The sequence below is a fragment of the Bacillus sp. FSL K6-0268 genome (assembly GCF_038005425.1).
Lineage (GTDB): Bacteria > Bacillota > Bacilli > Bacillales > Bacillaceae_G > Bacillus_A > Bacillus_A thuringiensis_S.
In genome coordinates, this window is sequence record NZ_JBBOTF010000001.1 from 2048918 (window position 1) to 2064456 (window position 15539).

Genomic DNA, 15539 nt, shown 5'->3' on the forward strand with positions numbered 1-15539 from the left:
GCATTCCTGCTATGGATATGCACTTTTTTCTTACTTCATTACATATATAATCCGCCGTTAATGTTTAATTGCTGACCTGTGATATACGCACCGTCACGGCATAGGTATACTACACCTTTTGCAATTTCATCAGCTTGACCAAAACGTTTTTTCGGGATTTTTGCAACGATTTTTTGACGTACTTCTTCTGGTACTTCTGCTACCATTTCAGTATCAATAAATCCAGGGCAAATTGCATTTACAGTGACATTTGTTTTTGCAAGTTCTAATGCTAATGATTTTGTAAATCCTAACATACCCGCTTTTGCTGCTGAGTAGTTTGTTTGGCCAAATCCACCTGCTTGGCCAATAATAGAAGAAATGCTAATAATTCTTCCTTCTTCCGCTTCCGTTATGTATGGAAGAACCGCGCTTGTCGTATTAAATACGCTACTTAAATTCACGTCAATTACGCGCTCCCAATCTTCACGATTTAACTTTTTGAATGTACGATCTCTTGTAATACCAGCATTATTAACAAGAATATCAACTTTACCAAAATGATTCACAGCTTCTTCTACAAGTCGGTTTGCATCTTCTACTTTAGAAACATCCGCTTGCACTGCATAAACGTCATGTCCATCTTTTCCTAGTTCATTTACTAAATTTTCAGCTGCTTCTTTACTGCTATTATAGTTAATAACTACTTTCGCTCCCTCTTGTGCTAATGCTACTGTAATTGCTTTTCCAATCCCTTTTGCTCCACCTGTTACGATTGCTACTTTGCCATTTAATTGAACCATTTCTTTTCCCCCTTAAATGAATTTGTGAACGATTGTTATGAATCATTTTGGTACTCATACTGTAGAGTCCCTATATAATTATGTTTCGCCGTTTACACGTGAAAGAGATTCTCCCTCTCTCTTTTACCTGTTATAAACAAGCGCTTTTATCATTTTTTATTTTCCGGCTTATTCGCAGGCTTTATCTCTTCTTTTACAGGTACTTGTAGTTTAGCTAGTACTGCATTTTGCTTTTCTAGCAATTCTAAAATTTGATCTACTTTTGTTTCAAGCGTACGAATATCTTGTTTCACTTTCGTCACATCACGCTTTAATGTAGGAGCTTGTCCTAAAGAATCTACTTTCTCCTCTAGAAACTCCTCAATGTTATCTACTTTATTTTCTAAGTTAATAACAAGCGTAGCCACTCTTGCGATATCCTCTTTCGTCGGCACATTTACTTGTTCTAAATAGTTTTTTGTCGTATCATTTAATGCTTTTTGATAAAACAAATTCAAATCTAGAACGCTGCCCATCCAAGCAGAATATTCTTCTGTTTTAATTGTTTCATTGAGCGCTTTTCCCCAAAATGTTTCGGTTTGTTCATAAGCATTTTTCCATGCTTGTAGTGGATCGAATTTTTGATCAATCACTTTACCTACACTCCCTTTTTCGTTTTTGAAACAATTCAACCTATTCACTATTTTCTAATATTCTGAATAAAACTTCAAGTCTATATTTTATTTTTTTCTATTTTCTAACAAATGTGTTGACTTTAAAAACAGATAGGTGTAAATTGCACTTATAAGCAAAAAATTCCATCTAACTGATTCATGAGGTGATGCACAATCATGCTACAAAATGAACCAGAACAACGCGAAAGTTTGGAGAACAACCAAGCGAAACAACCAAACTCCATGCCAAAAAACTTCTTAGTTCCCTTCTTACTTCTCTGTCTAAAAGACTGGAGTCTTCATGGTTACAAACTTATTCAAATGCTAATGGATATCGGCTTTTCTTCTGTTGACCAAGGTAATGTTTATAGAACACTACGCAAATTAGAAAAAGAAAACCTTATTTCTTCTACTTGGGATACAAGCGATGGAGGGCCGGCAAAAAGAATTTATTCTTTAACTGAATATGGAGAGCAATATTTAACAACATGTGCGACTTCTTTTGAACATTATCAAAATATGTTGCGAACGTTTTTCACGTTATACACCAATGCATTCTTTCCATTTTCTACTTCTCCAGAAAAGGATGAAAAGGATTCTTCATCTTCACCTGGTGGTACAGCAGAGTAATCTGCGTTCACAATATGCAAAAAAACATTTGGGGGTCAAACAATGGAAACTAAACCATACGAATTAGTCGATGCATTTTGGAAAAACTGGTCTCAATCACTTTCCCTTTTCTCTTCAGCTGGGAAACAATTAGAGCAACTTACTTTAGAAACATTAAAACAACAACAAGACGCTTTGCATAAATTAACATCAGGAGTAGATGAACTAGAAAAAGAACTACAACAACTCACTGCTCAGTTCAATAACCAATATACAGATTACGTGAAACAATTAACTGGAAACTCCTTAAATGATCAAATTAACGAGTGGCAAGACAAGTGGAAGGAACTTTCTGCTCATATGCAGCAACTTACTGTTTCTCCTACAAAAACATCTTTGTCAATCCTTACACAAACAAGCGGTCAATTTGAAGAAACAACAAAACAATTTATTGAGCAACAACAATTACAACGTGAAGAGGCTCAAAAACAGTTAGAGGGTTTTTTGGAAGAGTTCAAGTCAAAACAGTTGGAACTCGCAAAAAAGTTCGAGGAAAATTCAAAAAATCTATTTACTTCCATCAAGTAAGAAAAATGTGGGAGCTAACTGCAGCACAAACAAAACTCTTTCTTCCTCCTACTACATCAAGATGGCTAGCATTTTTCGATATGGAAAAGAAGGAGGACAAAATGAATCCATTTCAAGAAGCACAAACTGTTCCGGAGCTTCGTTATGATGAGATTCAAGTCGGTGATCAAGCATCCCTTACAAAAACAATTACGGATGAAGATGTTATCAATTTTGCAAAATTGACTGGAGATGTGAATCCTATTCATATTTTAGATTCTTTTGCAAAAACAACAATGTTTAAAGAACGTATTGCTCACGGTATGCTCGTTTCGAGTTTTATTTCTACCATCCTTGGAACGAAACTCCCAGGCAAAAATACGATTTATTTATCCCAAAATGTTTCATTCCGTGCCCCTGTCAAAATCGGTGATACACTTCGTGTTGTGGCAGAGGTTATTAAGAAGCGTGACGATAAAAAAATCATTACGTTGCAAACAAACATATATAATCAATCAGATGATATTGTCGTGGAAGGAACGGCGACAATACTAAAAAAAGAGTAGCAAATTTGCTACTCTTTTTTCTATCCAAGAACTTCTAATCGCACCGATTACTTCCGCGTATGACTACGTCATTTCCACATAAAATAACGTTACCAGTTTAGATAAGAACTTAGCTGAACTGGACTACTCATAAGGATGTGTATCAACATGGTAAAAACAAACAAATTATTAGTTCCAGGTGCAGAGCAAGCGCTTGAACAATTTAAATATGAGATTGCACAAGAATTTGGTGTAAGCTTAGGGTCTAATACAGCATCTCGTTCTAACGGTTCAGTTGGCGGTGAAGTAACAAAACGTCTTGTTGCTTTAGCACAACAACAATTACGTGGATAATAATATAACATATGGCTTAGAGGCAGATATTCTCTGCCTCTTTCTATTTTCAACATACATAATAGTGCTTTTTCACATACTAATCAAAGCAAAATGAAAGGAGCGATATGTGAAATGAAACGGATTAATATTAGCATGAGCCCTCCACGCGTTCTTACTTTATCTTTTCTTCTATTATCAGTTGTCGGCACATGCTTATTAAAACTGCCCATTGCTACGACAACGTCCATTTCATGGCTCGATGCCTTATTTACAACCGTTTCCGCTTGTACTGTTACTGGGCTTGGTGTTGTAGATACCGGAAAAATGTTTACTTTATTTGGACAATGTGTCATTTTAGCGCTTATACAAGTTGGCGGGCTTGGCATTATGAGCTTTGCTGTCTTAATTGCGATTATGCTCGGAAGAAAAATCGGTCTTCAAAACCGTATTTTATTACAACAAGCATTAAATCAAACGAATATCGGCGGCGTCATCCGTCTTGCCAAATCGTTATTTTTATTCTCTTTTACAGTCGAATGTATCGCTACTTTAATTCTTTCTTTTGAGTGGGTACCAAAATATGGGGTTACCAAAGGGATCTATTATAGTTTTTTCCATTCAATCTCAGCCTTTAACAATGCTGGTTTTTCTGTGTGGAGCGATAATTTAATGTCCCATTCCCATAGCATTCTTGTCAATTTCGTCATTTCCTCTCTCATCATTTTAGGTGGAATAGGTTTTACAGTAATCGTAGACATAAAAAGAAAGAAAAACTTTAAAAACCTTACACTACATTCAAAACTTATGCTTTCTTCTACTCTAATCGTCAACATTATTGCTACCCTTTTTATTTTTATATTCGAGTTCCATAACTCCCTTTCTATGAGAGGTTTTACCCCATTTGAAGAAGGAATAGCCTCTTATTTTCAAGCAATTTCGACGCGAACTGCCGGGTTTAATACAGTTGATATTTCTACATTGTCAAAACCTTCCCTCCTATTAATGATGCTCCTTATGTTTATTGGTGCTGGTAGCGCTTCAACGGGTGGTGGGATTAAGTTAACAACATTTTTAATCATATTTTTTGGCGTATTTAAATTTCTACAAGAACAAGAGGATATTGTCGTATTTAAAAAATCCATTAAAGATACTCTCATTGTCAAATCATTAACTATTACTATTATTTCCATTTCATTTATCTTTTTTGCTATTTTAATTTTGAGTATTACTGAGCGAGTTCCTCTATTGATGAGTGCTTTCGAAGTATTTTCAGCATTTGGGACTGTTGGCCTCAGTATGAACTTAACACCCCACTTAACTATAATCGGAAAAGCTATTATTATCTTTATGATGTTTTTTGGGAAAATGGGTCCTTTAACATTGGCTTTTTCATTTGCTCGTAAAAAGAACCGGAAAATAAAATATCCGAATGAAGATATTTTAACAGGTTGACAACCGTAGAAATTATCCATATAATGAGAATACAATAGCATATCTCCAAAGGGGAGTAGCGTCCAAGAAAATTTCTTGGAAACAAAGTCGTCATTACGTAGAACTTAGTTCTTCCGGCTTTGTTGGCATTTTCATTACATATGTCTAGCAAGACCTTTGCCTATTAACGGCAGAGGTCTTTTTTGTATTCATTTCCAGATTCTTCCAAAGTTAATAGGCAGGAGTATGGGGAAACTAAATAGTGGGGAAATTCTTCACTTATTTAGAACTTATAGAAATGAGAGGAGAATGTACATGGATGTATCATTATTATTGGAGTATGGTTGGGTATTACTCATCCTAATTGCACTTGAAGGAATTTTAGCGGCTGATAACGCTCTTGTTCTTGCAATTATGGTAAAACATTTACCAGAAGAAAAACGAAAGAAAGCACTATTTTATGGATTAGCGGGGGCATTTGTTTTCCGATTCGGATCGTTATTTATGATTTCGTTCTTAGTCGATGTATGGCAAGTGCAAGCAATCGGTGCCATCTACCTTATGTTTATCGCTGGTAATCACTTATTTAAAACGTATGTTAAAAAGAATACGGATGAAGAAACTGAAGAAAAAGAAGCCAAGAAAAAACAAGAGAACTTTTGGTGGACTGTATTTAAAGTTGAGGTTGCTGATATCGCCTTCGCAGTTGATTCAATTTTAGCTGCTGTTGCACTAGCAATGACTTTACCAAAAACAGGATTAGGTACAATTGGTAGTCTTGATACTGGGCAATTCGTTGTTATCTTTGTGGGTGGACTTATCGGATTAATCATTATGCGATTTGCAGCAACTGCTTTCGTACAAATCTTAAAACGTAAACCAGGACTTGAAACTGCAGCATTCTTAATTGTAGGTTGGGTTGGTGTAAAGCTAGCAGTTTATACATTAGCACACCCTGCATTAAATGTAATTCCACATTCATTCCCAGAATCCACTCCGTGGAAGCTTACATTCTGGATTGTATTAGTCGGAATCGCAGTTGGTGGTTGGTTCTTCTCAAAAGAAGTAGAAGTAAAAGTAGAAAAGAATTTAGACGAAAAAGCGCTGTAATTACAGCGCTTTTTCTTTTTGCTTTCTTCCTCTCAATATCCAGAAAAAATTCCATTATACTATCTTTTGTAAACGTTTTCTAAATATATGTATGTCCTTTTTGTGAAACATTGCACAAACTTATTGAAAGTGAGAACAATTCCATGTACTTTATTCATATAAGGAGTATTTATAGAAGATTTACTAAAGGAGCGTATTACTCATGCTAGAACAAGGACTAGATTATGTTGTCAAACTGGCTAAAAGCAAAAAGAAAATGCTAGATACAAACCCAATGCAATATTTCATTCGTGCTGCACTTGCGGGTATTTATATCGGTTTTATTATTGTACTATGTTTTAAATTAGGTAATTTTTTTCACATTGCGGATTCACCAGCAACTTATTTAGCTGCTTCTATGTTTTTCGGGATTGCTCTCGTACTTATTATATATGGCGGTGCTGAATTGTTTACTGGAAACACAATGTACTTTACTGTAGCAACTTTAAGAAAGGAAACAACGATTTCTGATACACTGCGTAACTGGGTTGCTTGTTACGCAGGTAACTTAGGTGGCGCGTTATTCTTTGCCTTACTATTTTACGCAACTGGAATTTTTGAAGCAATTGATCACGGTCACTTAATGAGTAAAGTCGTTGAAGGAAAGATGAACACACCTACAATGCAGTTATTCTTTAAAGCCATTTTATGTAACTGGCTCGTATGTCTTGCTTGCTTCTTACCTTCTCAGGTCAAAGGTGACACAGCAAAAATAATGGTCATGATGCTACTTGTTTTCACATTCTTCTTATCTGGTTACGAACATAGTATTGCAAACTTATCACTCTTTGCTTTATCTTTAGTTTCACCGCATCCTGAGACAATTTCTTTTTCAGGTGCTATTCATAACTTAATTCCTGTTACAATCGGTAACATTATTGGCGGATCAGTATTTGTCGGTATGGTATACCACTACTTAACTAAGAAAACACCTGACGTTCAACAGGAAGAAACTGAAATCGCAGCAGCTCAACAAGAAGAGATTATTCCTTTACAAGCACATATGAAACATTAAAAACTCCAAAGTTTTACTTTGGAGTTTTTAGCTTCCCACATATTTAACAACAAGGTAAGGATTAATTTCTCCTTCTTCCTTTCCCTTATCCAATCTTTGTTTCATCTTATGCATACCGATGATATCATTCGTATGAAGGTGAATTTCATTTACATATAACCCTTCTGTACAAAAGGCTTCTACAAAATCTAGTCCACTTTTTTCTCCCCATCCCATATTAAAATCAAGGGAAAGAATATTCACACCATAATCCCGAACCATTTGTAAGGTACATTCTACTGTAGTTGCCGGCACATACCCGAACGGACAACTTCTTTGATCATCCATATATACGTTCATTTTCTATTCCCTCTCTACTTTGAATATGCGACCAATACATAACATATTGCCCCAAGGCTAATAAAAGGACCAAATGGAATGGGCTTTCGTACTTCTATACGCTTTAATACGATCCCAATCCCGAAAAAACAAAGACTAAAACAAGATGCTAAAAATAAAATGATAAAAACTCCCTTCACTCCTACTATAAACCCAAGCAACGAAAGTAGTTTTATATCTCCACCGCCAAGCCCTTCTGGATATATCTTTTGCATGCAATATAACAAAATGAATATAACACCACTACCAACTATACTATCTGTCCAAGTAACTAATTGTACAAAAACACTTTCGAGAATGAGTAAAACGGCAAATGAAATTAAAATACAATCAGGAATTAACATATATAAGTAATCTGTAAGTGAAATAATAAGAAGTAGCGAAAAAAGGGATAAAATGATAATAAGCTCTCGTTCTATTCCAATCATATACACGGTAAGAAGAAATATACTTCCTGTTATACATTCAAATGCTACATACATAATCGGAATTTGCCTCTTACAATTCGTACAACAGCCTCTTTGTATATAAAATGAAATGATGGGGATTAGTTCTTTTGGCCTTAGCACATATTTACAATAATGACAATGTGAACGCGGGGTAATGATAGACTCCCCTAATGGAACCCTCATCGCAACTAACATAAAAAAAGACCCAAACACCATCCCTGCTAACAGTGCATATAAATAAGTGAACATCCCTTCCTCTCCTTTCCCAAAAAACATAGCAAAAAAAGGAGAGAACTTCTACTTCATATTATCCATTATTCTACTAAAAAAGCAGGCCATTTTCTGGCCTGCTTTCCCCTCTTTTATACGATGAAATATATTGCTTTTAATGGTCCATGTACTCCGACAACAAGATTCATCTCAATGTCAGCCGAGTTACTTGGTCCTGTAATAAAGTTAATACAAGATGCCGCTGTCTCGCCATCTTCTACACGTGAGTTCATATCCTGAACTGCTTGTGTAATACGAGGCACAAGTGTTTCACGTGGAATAATAGCTAAATATACAGTCGGTAAAAAATGTAAAGAACGTCCTTGTCCTTTATGACTTTGTACAACAATTGTACCAGATTCAGCTAATGTATAATCACTAAATGCAATACCAATATTCGCTTTTTCAGCTAAACGCATATTTCCGTCTTTTCTCTCTGGATCCCATACGTTTACTTCAACGTCTCGCTTTGGAAGTTCTTCTTTAAATAAAGATGTTAAACCATATGCATCAAAACGCTCATCCGCTGATAATAAAATAGGTCCTCCGCCGTTTTCCATGATTACTTGTTGAAGGTCTTCACGTAAACGTTCATTTGTCGTTTCTACTACAGTTGTATGAATGTTTGTACATTGATTTTTAAACACTTCTAGTAATTCTTCTTGTGAATAATCTTTTAACGTTTCTATATTCACATTACTTTTCCATACTGGACGCTCTACACCTTCTGTTTTACGCGCGCGCCCAAGTTCTTTTGCAATGTTATCTAGAAAGGCATCACGGTTTTGAATTAATCCTGTCATTATTTATCCCCGCCTTTCTTATGATCTTTATACCAATCACGGAATCGTTCTTTACTTGGAGCTGGGAATTCACGAATATCCGTCCAGTTTTTAAGTGGCCCAATACCTTTTGATACACGATTACCAGATGTAAATGGACTCATTGCCGCTGGTGCCATTTTTGAACCCATTTTATATAAAGCAGCTGAAGAAGCACCCATACTAAACATTTTCATCGCTAGTTTTTCTGCAAGTGGTGCACGACCTTCTTGCTCAACGATGACTTGACGATGTTTTAATAATAAATCATGCAATGGAATTTTTACTGGACAAGCTTCTGTACATGCTCCGCATAAACTAGATGCATAAGGAAGCTCTTTATAATCATCATATCCACCTAGAAGCGGTGTTAATACCGCGCCGATTGGTCCTGAATAAATCGATCCATATGAATGTCCACCAACGTGACGATATACAGGACATACGTTAACACAAGCAGCGCAACGAATACATTGTAATACTGAACGGAATTCAGATCCAAGAATTTGAGAGCGACCATTATCAACAACAACTAAATGGAATTCTTCAGGTCCATCAACTTCCTCTTCTTGAATTGGTCCTGCTACTGTTACATAACTTGTTAATTTTTGACCTACTGCACTACGACATAGTAAACCAACTAAAACATCTAATTCTTCCATTGTCGGAACCATACGTTCCATACCCATTACTGCAATTTGTGTTTTCGGAATTGACATAACAAGATCTGCATTACCTTCATTCGTTACTAAACAAAGGGAGCCCGTATTTGCAACAGCAAAGTTACAACCAGTTACACCAATTTCTGCATCCATAAATTTCTCACGAAGTTGTTTACGAACAAACTTTGTCATTTCATACGGGTCATCAGAATTTTCATAGCCTAGCTTTTCTTTAAATACATCGCGAATTTGCGTTCTATTTTTATGAAGTGCAGGTGCAATAATATGTGAAGGTGGATCGTTATCTACTTGCAAGATATACTCTCCTAAATCACTCTCTAACACTTCACAGCCAATCTCTTCAAGCGCATGGTTCATACTGATTTCTTCTGTTACCATCGACTTTGATTTTACTACTTTTTTCGCTTGTTTCTTTTTGGCGACGTCTTGAATATACTTTGCTGCTTCCTCTTTCGTCTTCGCAAAGTACACGTGTCCGCCTCTTTTTGATACATTTTCACTTAACTGCATTAAGTAATAATCAAGATTTTCTAACGTATGTTGACGGATTTGTTCACCTAGTTCACGCCACTCTTCCCAGTTTCCTAATTCATCTGCGGCTTTTAAGCGATTCGTATATAAGCGCGTTTGTGCCGAAGATACTGCTCCGCGCATAAACGAATCTTGAATTCCATCACCAACGCGATCATTAAATTTTTTCTCACTGATTTTCATAGACATAGCTTATGTTCCCCCTTCATGAGCGACTATTCAGTACCTCAGCAATATGCATTACTTTTACTTCTTTTCCTAAACGCTCAATACGTCCGCCAATGTTTAACAAACACCCACAATCTGCACCGATTAAATAATCTGCACCTGTTTCCATTACACTATCTACTTTTTCATCTACCATTTGCTCAGAGATTGGAGTCATCTTAACTGAAAACGTTCCCCCAAACCCACAACAATTTTGCACGTTTGGCAAATCTCTCACAGTTAATCCTTTTACATTTGATAATAAAATCCCTGGTGCTTCTTTTACTCCGAGCATACGTGTCATATGACATGATTTATGAATAGTAGCTATCCCTGATAAACTTGCACCAACATCTGTAACTTTTAAAACATCTACAATAAACTGTGTAAATTCATAAGTTTTATCAGCAACTTTTTGTGCACGTTTAGCCCACTTTGGATCATCTTTGAAAACATGCGGATACTCATGAAACATTGTCGCACACGAGCCAGATGGTGTAACAATATATTCTGCATCTTCAAAAGTTTCAATCATATGTTTCATCGCTTCTTTTGCTGCTTCTACATGGCCGCTATTATAAGCAGGCTGACCACAACAAACTTGTGCTTCTGGAAATTCAATTTCACAACCTAAACGCTCCAACACTTCAACTGTTGCTTTACCGACATTTGTTTCAAACATATCGACTAAACAAGTAACAAATAAAGTAACTTTCATAACTATTACTCCCCCTTTTTACAACTTCGCCAACAAACATATGGTCATCAGATGACTGAGTAGAGAAGAAATAGGCTCAACCATGGCCTATCCTCTCCCTCTCCTAAAGAAAACGCTTACTTAATCTTTCTCTATTTTATCAGAAAATTAAATTTTTAAAAGATTAAATTACGAATTTATATCGTTTTTACCTGTGACAATATGTTCTACATTTGTTAAATGATCTAGCATTGCTTTCTGCGCTAATTCTACATCTTGTTTTAACACCGCATCATATATAACTTGATGCTCTTCTATAAGTCGTTCTGATGTCGTTTGTTCACCATATAAAATAATGCGTCTTGATTCACCAATTGTTTCAGCAATCATCTCTGAAACATGATTCATGAGTTCAAGCAAAATGTTATTATGCGAAGACTCTGCAATTCCCATATGAAATTGAAAATCAGCTTTTTCGCCAGCCTTTTCATCTCCAATGCTCTTTGCCATTTCATCTAACCAATGTTTCATATTTTGTAAATTATCTTCCGTACGTTTTGCCGCCGCTACTCGAACTGCCCCCACTTCAAGCACCTTTCGTACTTCTAATAAATTCAAAATATCTTCTTTCTTCATTAATAATCTATTGTTTAATGATTTTGTTAATGAAGAAGAATCGAAGTTCTTCACATATGTACCTTCTCCTTGTTTCATCTCAATTAAGCCCATCGCTCTTAGCGCACTTAGCGCTTCACGAACAGCAGATCTGCCAACTTGAAACTGCTCAGCTAATTGATGCACAGGGAGTAGTTTGTCACCAGGTTTTAACGTACCATTTTTAATCATTGTTAAAATAGCTTCAGATACTTCTTCGTAAATTTTTTTCGGTTTAATAGATTTGTACTCCAGTTAAATCACCTCAGTATCTTCCAAACAACAATTGAAACGATTTATAAGAACTTTGCATCATAACTATTTTAGACCGAATTGATAAGAAGTACAAATGTTTTGTTCATAAAATAGTCAAATTTCCGATATTTATTACATATTAATTTATATTTTTACGTATAAAGTGAAACTTTAATCAGTGAGGGTTTTGTTCATCCCCCACTGATTATTAGCCCTCACCAATCGGGCTTTTACGGGCAGCAGTGCCTCCACCTAACTTCTTTGCTTCCGCTGAATTTTGAGGTGAGGGTCTTACTGACCAGAGAATAGCGGGATAAATATTTTCTTCAATATAAAGAACATGCCCTAAAAATTAGAACATGCCCCCTCATCCTGTACATTCAGTTTAATAATAACCGTTGTTCCCTTATCTTTTTCACTTTCAATTTTCCACTGTCCACCATGTATATGAACAATTTGTTTCACAATAGCAAGGCCTAAACCTGTTCCACCATGTTGACGACTTCTCGCTTTATCAACTCTGTAAAAGCGCTCGCCAAGATTTTCTAAATGCTCTATATCAATGCCAATTCCTGTATCTTTTATTTTTAATTCACAGTAATCATCGATTTGCTCTAAAGTTATAACGATATTTCCATTTTGATTTGTATACCGTATCGCATTATCTAACACATTATGAAGCACCTGTTGCATACGATCCTCATCAATCATGACAATGACCTCTGGATTTAAATTGGTTGAAATATGAATTTCCTTTTCTATAAACTTAATCTCATACGTATCTAATACGTCTTCAATCAGCTGTGAAAAAACGATAGGTTGCTTCTTTAACGGAAAGTGCTCACCTTCTAATTGTGCTAAGTCTAACAAGTCATGAACGAGACGCTGCATACGACCTGCTTCTTTATGAATTAGCTGGGTTACTTTTTCCTGCTGAGCTCCCTTTGCAACACCATCTAAAATAGCCTCGCTATACCCTTTTATATAACTAAGTGGTGTTCTAAGTTCATGCGAAACATTTGCTAAAAATTCCTTACGCTTTACATCTTCTGTTTCTAATGAATTTGCCATTTTATTAAATGCTTTTCCTAATCGTCCAATTTCATCCTCTGAAGAAACGGTAATCCGCTCCGAAAAATCTCCCGTAGCCAAATGATTTGCAACCCGCTCCATTTGCGAAAGCGGCTTCGTAATTGCAATTATAATTTTTCTTCCAACCCATATCGTAATTAAAATCATAGCAATTGCTAGTGGTGCTAAAATAAGACCCATATCATATATTAAGTCTTTTATACTTTTTAAAGGAATATAAGAATATACAATTCCGACTAATTTTTTATTTTCCAATACAGGGATGACAACCCCCATAATATTACGTTCAAAATGTTCTTCATATCCTATCTTTGTCACAGTTTTCCCATCTAATAGCGTTTGCCTATCTCCTTCACTTATAAGAGAATGATGATGCACATCAAAAGGTAAACATGCACTTAAATCACGCGGATTAGACACGAAAAGAACGTCTGAACTAGATATTTGATCAAATGATCTTACTTTCTCTTCAAAAATTGATATTCCTTCGCGCTTATCATACTGAGCAGCAAGATTTTTCCCTTCCATTACTAATGAACCTTTTAAATTATCAACGTATAGTTTTTCATATGAGTATAAAGATACGAAATAAAGAAAGGACACTGTTACACATACTGCACACACTACTGTAAGCCAAAGTTTTTGTACCATCGTAAACATACGTTACACCTCGAATTTATAGCCTACACCCCAAACAGTTTGAATGTAGTTTCCACTTTCTCCAAGCTTCAAGCGCATCGTTTTCACGTGCGTATCTACTGTTCTTGTACTTCCCGCATAATCATATCCCCATACCTTTTCAAGTAATTGTTCCCGGCTAAATACTTGTCCTGTATGCTGACAAAGAAAATATAGTAAATCAAACTCTTTTACTGTAAGAGAAATCGGCTCACCATCCGCCTCTATTCGTCTACTTTTTTCATTGATAAGAATTGGTCCAAATTGAATCTCTTCTTGCTGTTCTTGCTTTGTATATCTTCTTAACACAGCTTCCATACGGGCAACCAATTCACCAGGACTAAACGGTTTTACAATATAATCATCCGCTCCCATACGTAAGCCGTTCACCCTATTCCACTCTTCACCTTTTGCGGTTAAAAATATAATCGGCACATCTGACGTTTTTCTAATTTCTTTACAAACTGAAAGTCCATCCATTTCTGGCATCATAATATCTAATACAACGAAATCATAATGATCTGTTTCTAGTTTTTTAAGAGCCTCTTTTCCATTTTCAGCTTCTCCCCACTCATATCCGAAGTTGTCCAAATACATTCCAACAAGCTGCCTCATATCACTTTCATCATCTACAACTAGCACTCTATATTTATTCATTATCCTTCCCTTCCCTCTCTATGAGTTGAAACGGTCCTTTTCCGACTTTAATTGTTTGTTTTATTTTCAAATTCTTCATATCCATAACGCACACTTCATCACTATCATAACTTGCTACATATCCTTCTGCTCCGCTCTCCAAAAATGCAAATGGATTCGATCCTACTTCTACAGAAGCTATTTCTTTATATGTGCTAATATCAAACTTTCTAAGTGTGTTCGAACCATGACTTAGTGCATATACGTACTTACTATCCTTCGTTATATTCACAGGCATAAATGGAGCGTGTAAAGAGCGCACCATTTCTCCCCCCTGTAAAGAATACACTAACACTTTCTCATTTACTTGATTTCCATCACCATGTCCGCCAATCCATATTTCTTTCCCATCAGGACTAATCGTTGCTCCGGTTGATGCTGGCGGAATCATAAAGGATTGAACAACTTCTTTTTTCTTCGTATCAATTGTCGTTAGTTTCGTATCATAAAAGTTTAGTACAGATAACCGATGATGATACTCTACCATCGTTATAGGACCTTTTCCTGTTGAAACATTTCCTGTCTCTTTCCCATTTATCGTAAAGAACCTTACCTTTTGAACATTTTGATCGGCAGCAAATAATTGCTTTTTATCTTCTGATACGACCACATTTACAATGCCCTTTCCAGTTTTATATTTTTCCACTTGCCTTCCTTCCGCCAATGAATATACATACATATATTCTAATTGCTTACCGTATACAAGGATTTCCTCACCGTTTGGAAGCAGTGTGATTCCGGCCATTGGCTCATTTAGTTCCCATGTCGTGATTAACTTTTTATTTTTTTTATCAATAAAACTAATGCTGCCTTCTTTTATATTCGTTGTTATAATAACATTTTTATCTTTAGCAATTGGTGTATATGAACTTCCTTGACACCCTACTAATAGAAATAAAAAACAGAGAAGAAAAACATACTTTCTCAAAAGATTCCCTCCATCTTCGGATGATTTCGTTATAATTGTAAAATAACAAATAAATGTGTGGAAAGTGTGAAATTTTCCTTTCTTACTCAATTTACATATATAATGTACAACAA

The 15539-nt window shown here is 35.8% G+C and carries 18 protein-coding genes and 1 riboswitch; of the genes, 7 read left to right on the plus strand and 11 right to left on the minus strand.

Annotated features, from left to right (window positions below; all coding sequences use genetic code 11):
* Positions 1-38 precede the first annotated feature (38 nt).
* On the minus strand, positions 39-782 hold the full coding sequence (locus tag MHI28_RS10535; RefSeq protein WP_000250407.1) for an acetoacetyl-CoA reductase: 744 nt from the start codon (positions 780-782) through the stop codon (positions 39-41).
* A gap of 149 nt (positions 783-931) precedes the next feature.
* Positions 932-1414: a polyhydroxyalkanoic acid synthase subunit PhaR gene (phaR, locus tag MHI28_RS10540; protein ID WP_000566941.1), complete on the minus strand. Its 483-nt coding sequence runs from the start codon at positions 1412-1414 to the stop codon at positions 932-934.
* 198 nt (positions 1415-1612) lie between these two features.
* On the opposite strand from phaR, the gene phaQ reads away from it, so the two are divergent.
* The 7 genes from phaQ (at position 1613) to MHI28_RS10575 (ending at position 7087) form a co-directional block, all read left to right on the plus strand.
* On the plus strand, positions 1613-2065 hold the full coding sequence (gene phaQ, locus MHI28_RS10545) for a poly-beta-hydroxybutyrate-responsive repressor (RefSeq protein ID WP_000939954.1): 453 nt from the start codon (positions 1613-1615) through the stop codon (positions 2063-2065).
* Positions 2066-2107: 42 nt separating this feature from the next.
* A complete protein-coding gene (gene phaP / locus MHI28_RS10550) occupies positions 2108-2632 on the plus strand; it encodes a polyhydroxyalkanoic acid inclusion protein PhaP (protein WP_000448596.1) in 525 nt (174 codons plus the stop codon).
* Positions 2633-2733: 101 nt separating this feature from the next.
* Complete coding sequence (locus tag MHI28_RS10555) at positions 2734-3177, plus strand: MaoC family dehydratase (RefSeq protein ID WP_001067916.1); 444 nt, start codon at positions 2734-2736, stop codon at positions 3175-3177.
* 147 nt (positions 3178-3324) lie between these two features.
* Positions 3325-3510: an alpha/beta-type small acid-soluble spore protein gene (locus MHI28_RS10560; RefSeq protein ID WP_000241212.1), complete on the plus strand. Its 186-nt coding sequence runs from the start codon at positions 3325-3327 to the stop codon at positions 3508-3510.
* A gap of 114 nt (positions 3511-3624) precedes the next feature.
* Complete coding sequence (locus MHI28_RS10565) at positions 3625-4944, plus strand: TrkH family potassium uptake protein (protein WP_000822358.1); 1320 nt, start codon at positions 3625-3627, stop codon at positions 4942-4944.
* 38 nt (positions 4945-4982) lie between these two features.
* A riboswitch (yybP-ykoY riboswitch) is annotated at positions 4983-5156 on the plus strand.
* Positions 5157-5238: 82 nt separating this feature from the next.
* A complete protein-coding gene (locus tag MHI28_RS10570; protein ID WP_000383326.1) occupies positions 5239-6033 on the plus strand; it encodes a TerC family protein in 795 nt (264 codons plus the stop codon).
* A 202-nt stretch (positions 6034-6235) separates the two neighbouring features.
* Positions 6236-7087, plus strand: coding sequence for a formate/nitrite transporter family protein (locus tag MHI28_RS10575; RefSeq protein ID WP_000893035.1), 852 nt, complete (start codon positions 6236-6238; stop codon positions 7085-7087).
* A gap of 27 nt (positions 7088-7114) precedes the next feature.
* On the opposite strand, the gene MHI28_RS10580 is transcribed toward MHI28_RS10575, so the two are convergent.
* The 9 genes from MHI28_RS10580 to MHI28_RS10620 form a co-directional block, all read right to left on the minus strand.
* Positions 7115-7426 carry a cyclic-phosphate processing receiver domain-containing protein gene (locus MHI28_RS10580; RefSeq protein ID WP_001103767.1) on the minus strand — a complete coding sequence of 104 codons (312 nt, stop codon included), beginning with the start codon at positions 7424-7426 and terminating at the stop codon, positions 7115-7117.
* 14 nt (positions 7427-7440) lie between these two features.
* The gene (locus tag MHI28_RS10585) at positions 7441-8163 is read right to left on the minus strand and encodes a prepilin peptidase (protein WP_000495721.1); all 723 of its coding nucleotides are present in this window, start codon (positions 8161-8163) and stop codon (positions 7441-7443) included.
* Positions 8164-8276: 113 nt separating this feature from the next.
* Positions 8277-8987 (minus strand): LutC/YkgG family protein, encoded by a 711-nt coding sequence (locus MHI28_RS10590; protein WP_000147194.1) that lies wholly within the window; start codon positions 8985-8987, stop codon positions 8277-8279.
* Positions 8987-10408 (minus strand): LutB/LldF family L-lactate oxidation iron-sulfur protein, encoded by a 1422-nt coding sequence (locus MHI28_RS10595; protein WP_000061929.1) that lies wholly within the window; start codon positions 10406-10408, stop codon positions 8987-8989. Before MHI28_RS10595 ends, MHI28_RS10590 begins: the two co-directional genes overlap by 1 nt.
* 16 nt (positions 10409-10424) lie before the next feature.
* Entirely contained in the window at positions 10425-11144 is a 720-nt protein-coding gene (locus MHI28_RS10600; RefSeq protein WP_000869152.1) for a (Fe-S)-binding protein, read from the minus strand.
* A gap of 168 nt (positions 11145-11312) precedes the next feature.
* A complete protein-coding gene (locus MHI28_RS10605; RefSeq protein ID WP_254894088.1) occupies positions 11313-12002 on the minus strand; it encodes a FadR/GntR family transcriptional regulator in 690 nt (229 codons plus the stop codon).
* 375 nt (positions 12003-12377) lie between these two features.
* Complete coding sequence (locus MHI28_RS10610; protein ID WP_000494813.1) at positions 12378-13784, minus strand: sensor histidine kinase; 1407 nt, start codon at positions 13782-13784, stop codon at positions 12378-12380.
* Positions 13785-13787: 3 nt separating this feature from the next.
* A complete protein-coding gene (locus MHI28_RS10615) occupies positions 13788-14459 on the minus strand; it encodes a response regulator transcription factor (protein ID WP_001046396.1) in 672 nt (223 codons plus the stop codon).
* Complete coding sequence (locus MHI28_RS10620) at positions 14452-15426, minus strand: YncE family protein (protein ID WP_001234157.1); 975 nt, start codon at positions 15424-15426, stop codon at positions 14452-14454. The genes MHI28_RS10615 and MHI28_RS10620 overlap by 8 nt, the downstream gene beginning before the upstream one ends.
* Between the last annotated feature and the right edge of the window lie 113 nt (positions 15427-15539).

Excerpts from the sequence above, each read along its gene's own strand:
- MHI28_RS10590 (WP_000147194.1), bottom strand. The coding sequence starts at position 8,987 with ATGACAGGATTAATTCAAAACCGTGATGCCTTTCTAGATAACATTGCA.
- phaP (WP_000448596.1), top strand. The coding sequence starts at position 2,108 with ATGGAAACTAAACCATACGAATTAGTCGATGCATTTTGGAAAAACTGG.
- MHI28_RS10570 (WP_000383326.1), top strand. The coding sequence starts at position 5,239 with ATGGATGTATCATTATTATTGGAGTATGGTTGGGTATTACTCATCCTA.
- MHI28_RS10535 (WP_000250407.1), bottom strand. The coding sequence starts at position 782 with ATGGTTCAATTAAATGGCAAAGTAGCAATCGTAACAGGTGGAGCAAAA.
- MHI28_RS10575 (WP_000893035.1), top strand. The coding sequence starts at position 6,236 with ATGCTAGAACAAGGACTAGATTATGTTGTCAAACTGGCTAAAAGCAAA.
- MHI28_RS10610 (WP_000494813.1), bottom strand. The coding sequence starts at position 13,784 with ATGTTTACGATGGTACAAAAACTTTGGCTTACAGTAGTGTGTGCAGTA.
- phaQ (WP_000939954.1), top strand. The coding sequence starts at position 1,613 with ATGCTACAAAATGAACCAGAACAACGCGAAAGTTTGGAGAACAACCAA.
- MHI28_RS10565 (WP_000822358.1), top strand. The coding sequence starts at position 3,625 with ATGAAACGGATTAATATTAGCATGAGCCCTCCACGCGTTCTTACTTTA.
- MHI28_RS10555 (WP_001067916.1), top strand. The coding sequence starts at position 2,734 with ATGAATCCATTTCAAGAAGCACAAACTGTTCCGGAGCTTCGTTATGAT.
- MHI28_RS10560 (WP_000241212.1), top strand. The coding sequence starts at position 3,325 with ATGGTAAAAACAAACAAATTATTAGTTCCAGGTGCAGAGCAAGCGCTT.
- MHI28_RS10600 (WP_000869152.1), bottom strand. The coding sequence starts at position 11,144 with ATGAAAGTTACTTTATTTGTTACTTGTTTAGTCGATATGTTTGAAACA.
- MHI28_RS10580 (WP_001103767.1), bottom strand. The coding sequence starts at position 7,426 with ATGAACGTATATATGGATGATCAAAGAAGTTGTCCGTTCGGGTATGTG.
- MHI28_RS10595 (WP_000061929.1), bottom strand. The coding sequence starts at position 10,408 with ATGTCTATGAAAATCAGTGAGAAAAAATTTAATGATCGCGTTGGTGAT.
- MHI28_RS10585 (WP_000495721.1), bottom strand. The coding sequence starts at position 8,163 with ATGTTCACTTATTTATATGCACTGTTAGCAGGGATGGTGTTTGGGTCT.
- MHI28_RS10615 (WP_001046396.1), bottom strand. The coding sequence starts at position 14,459 with ATGAATAAATATAGAGTGCTAGTTGTAGATGATGAAAGTGATATGAGG.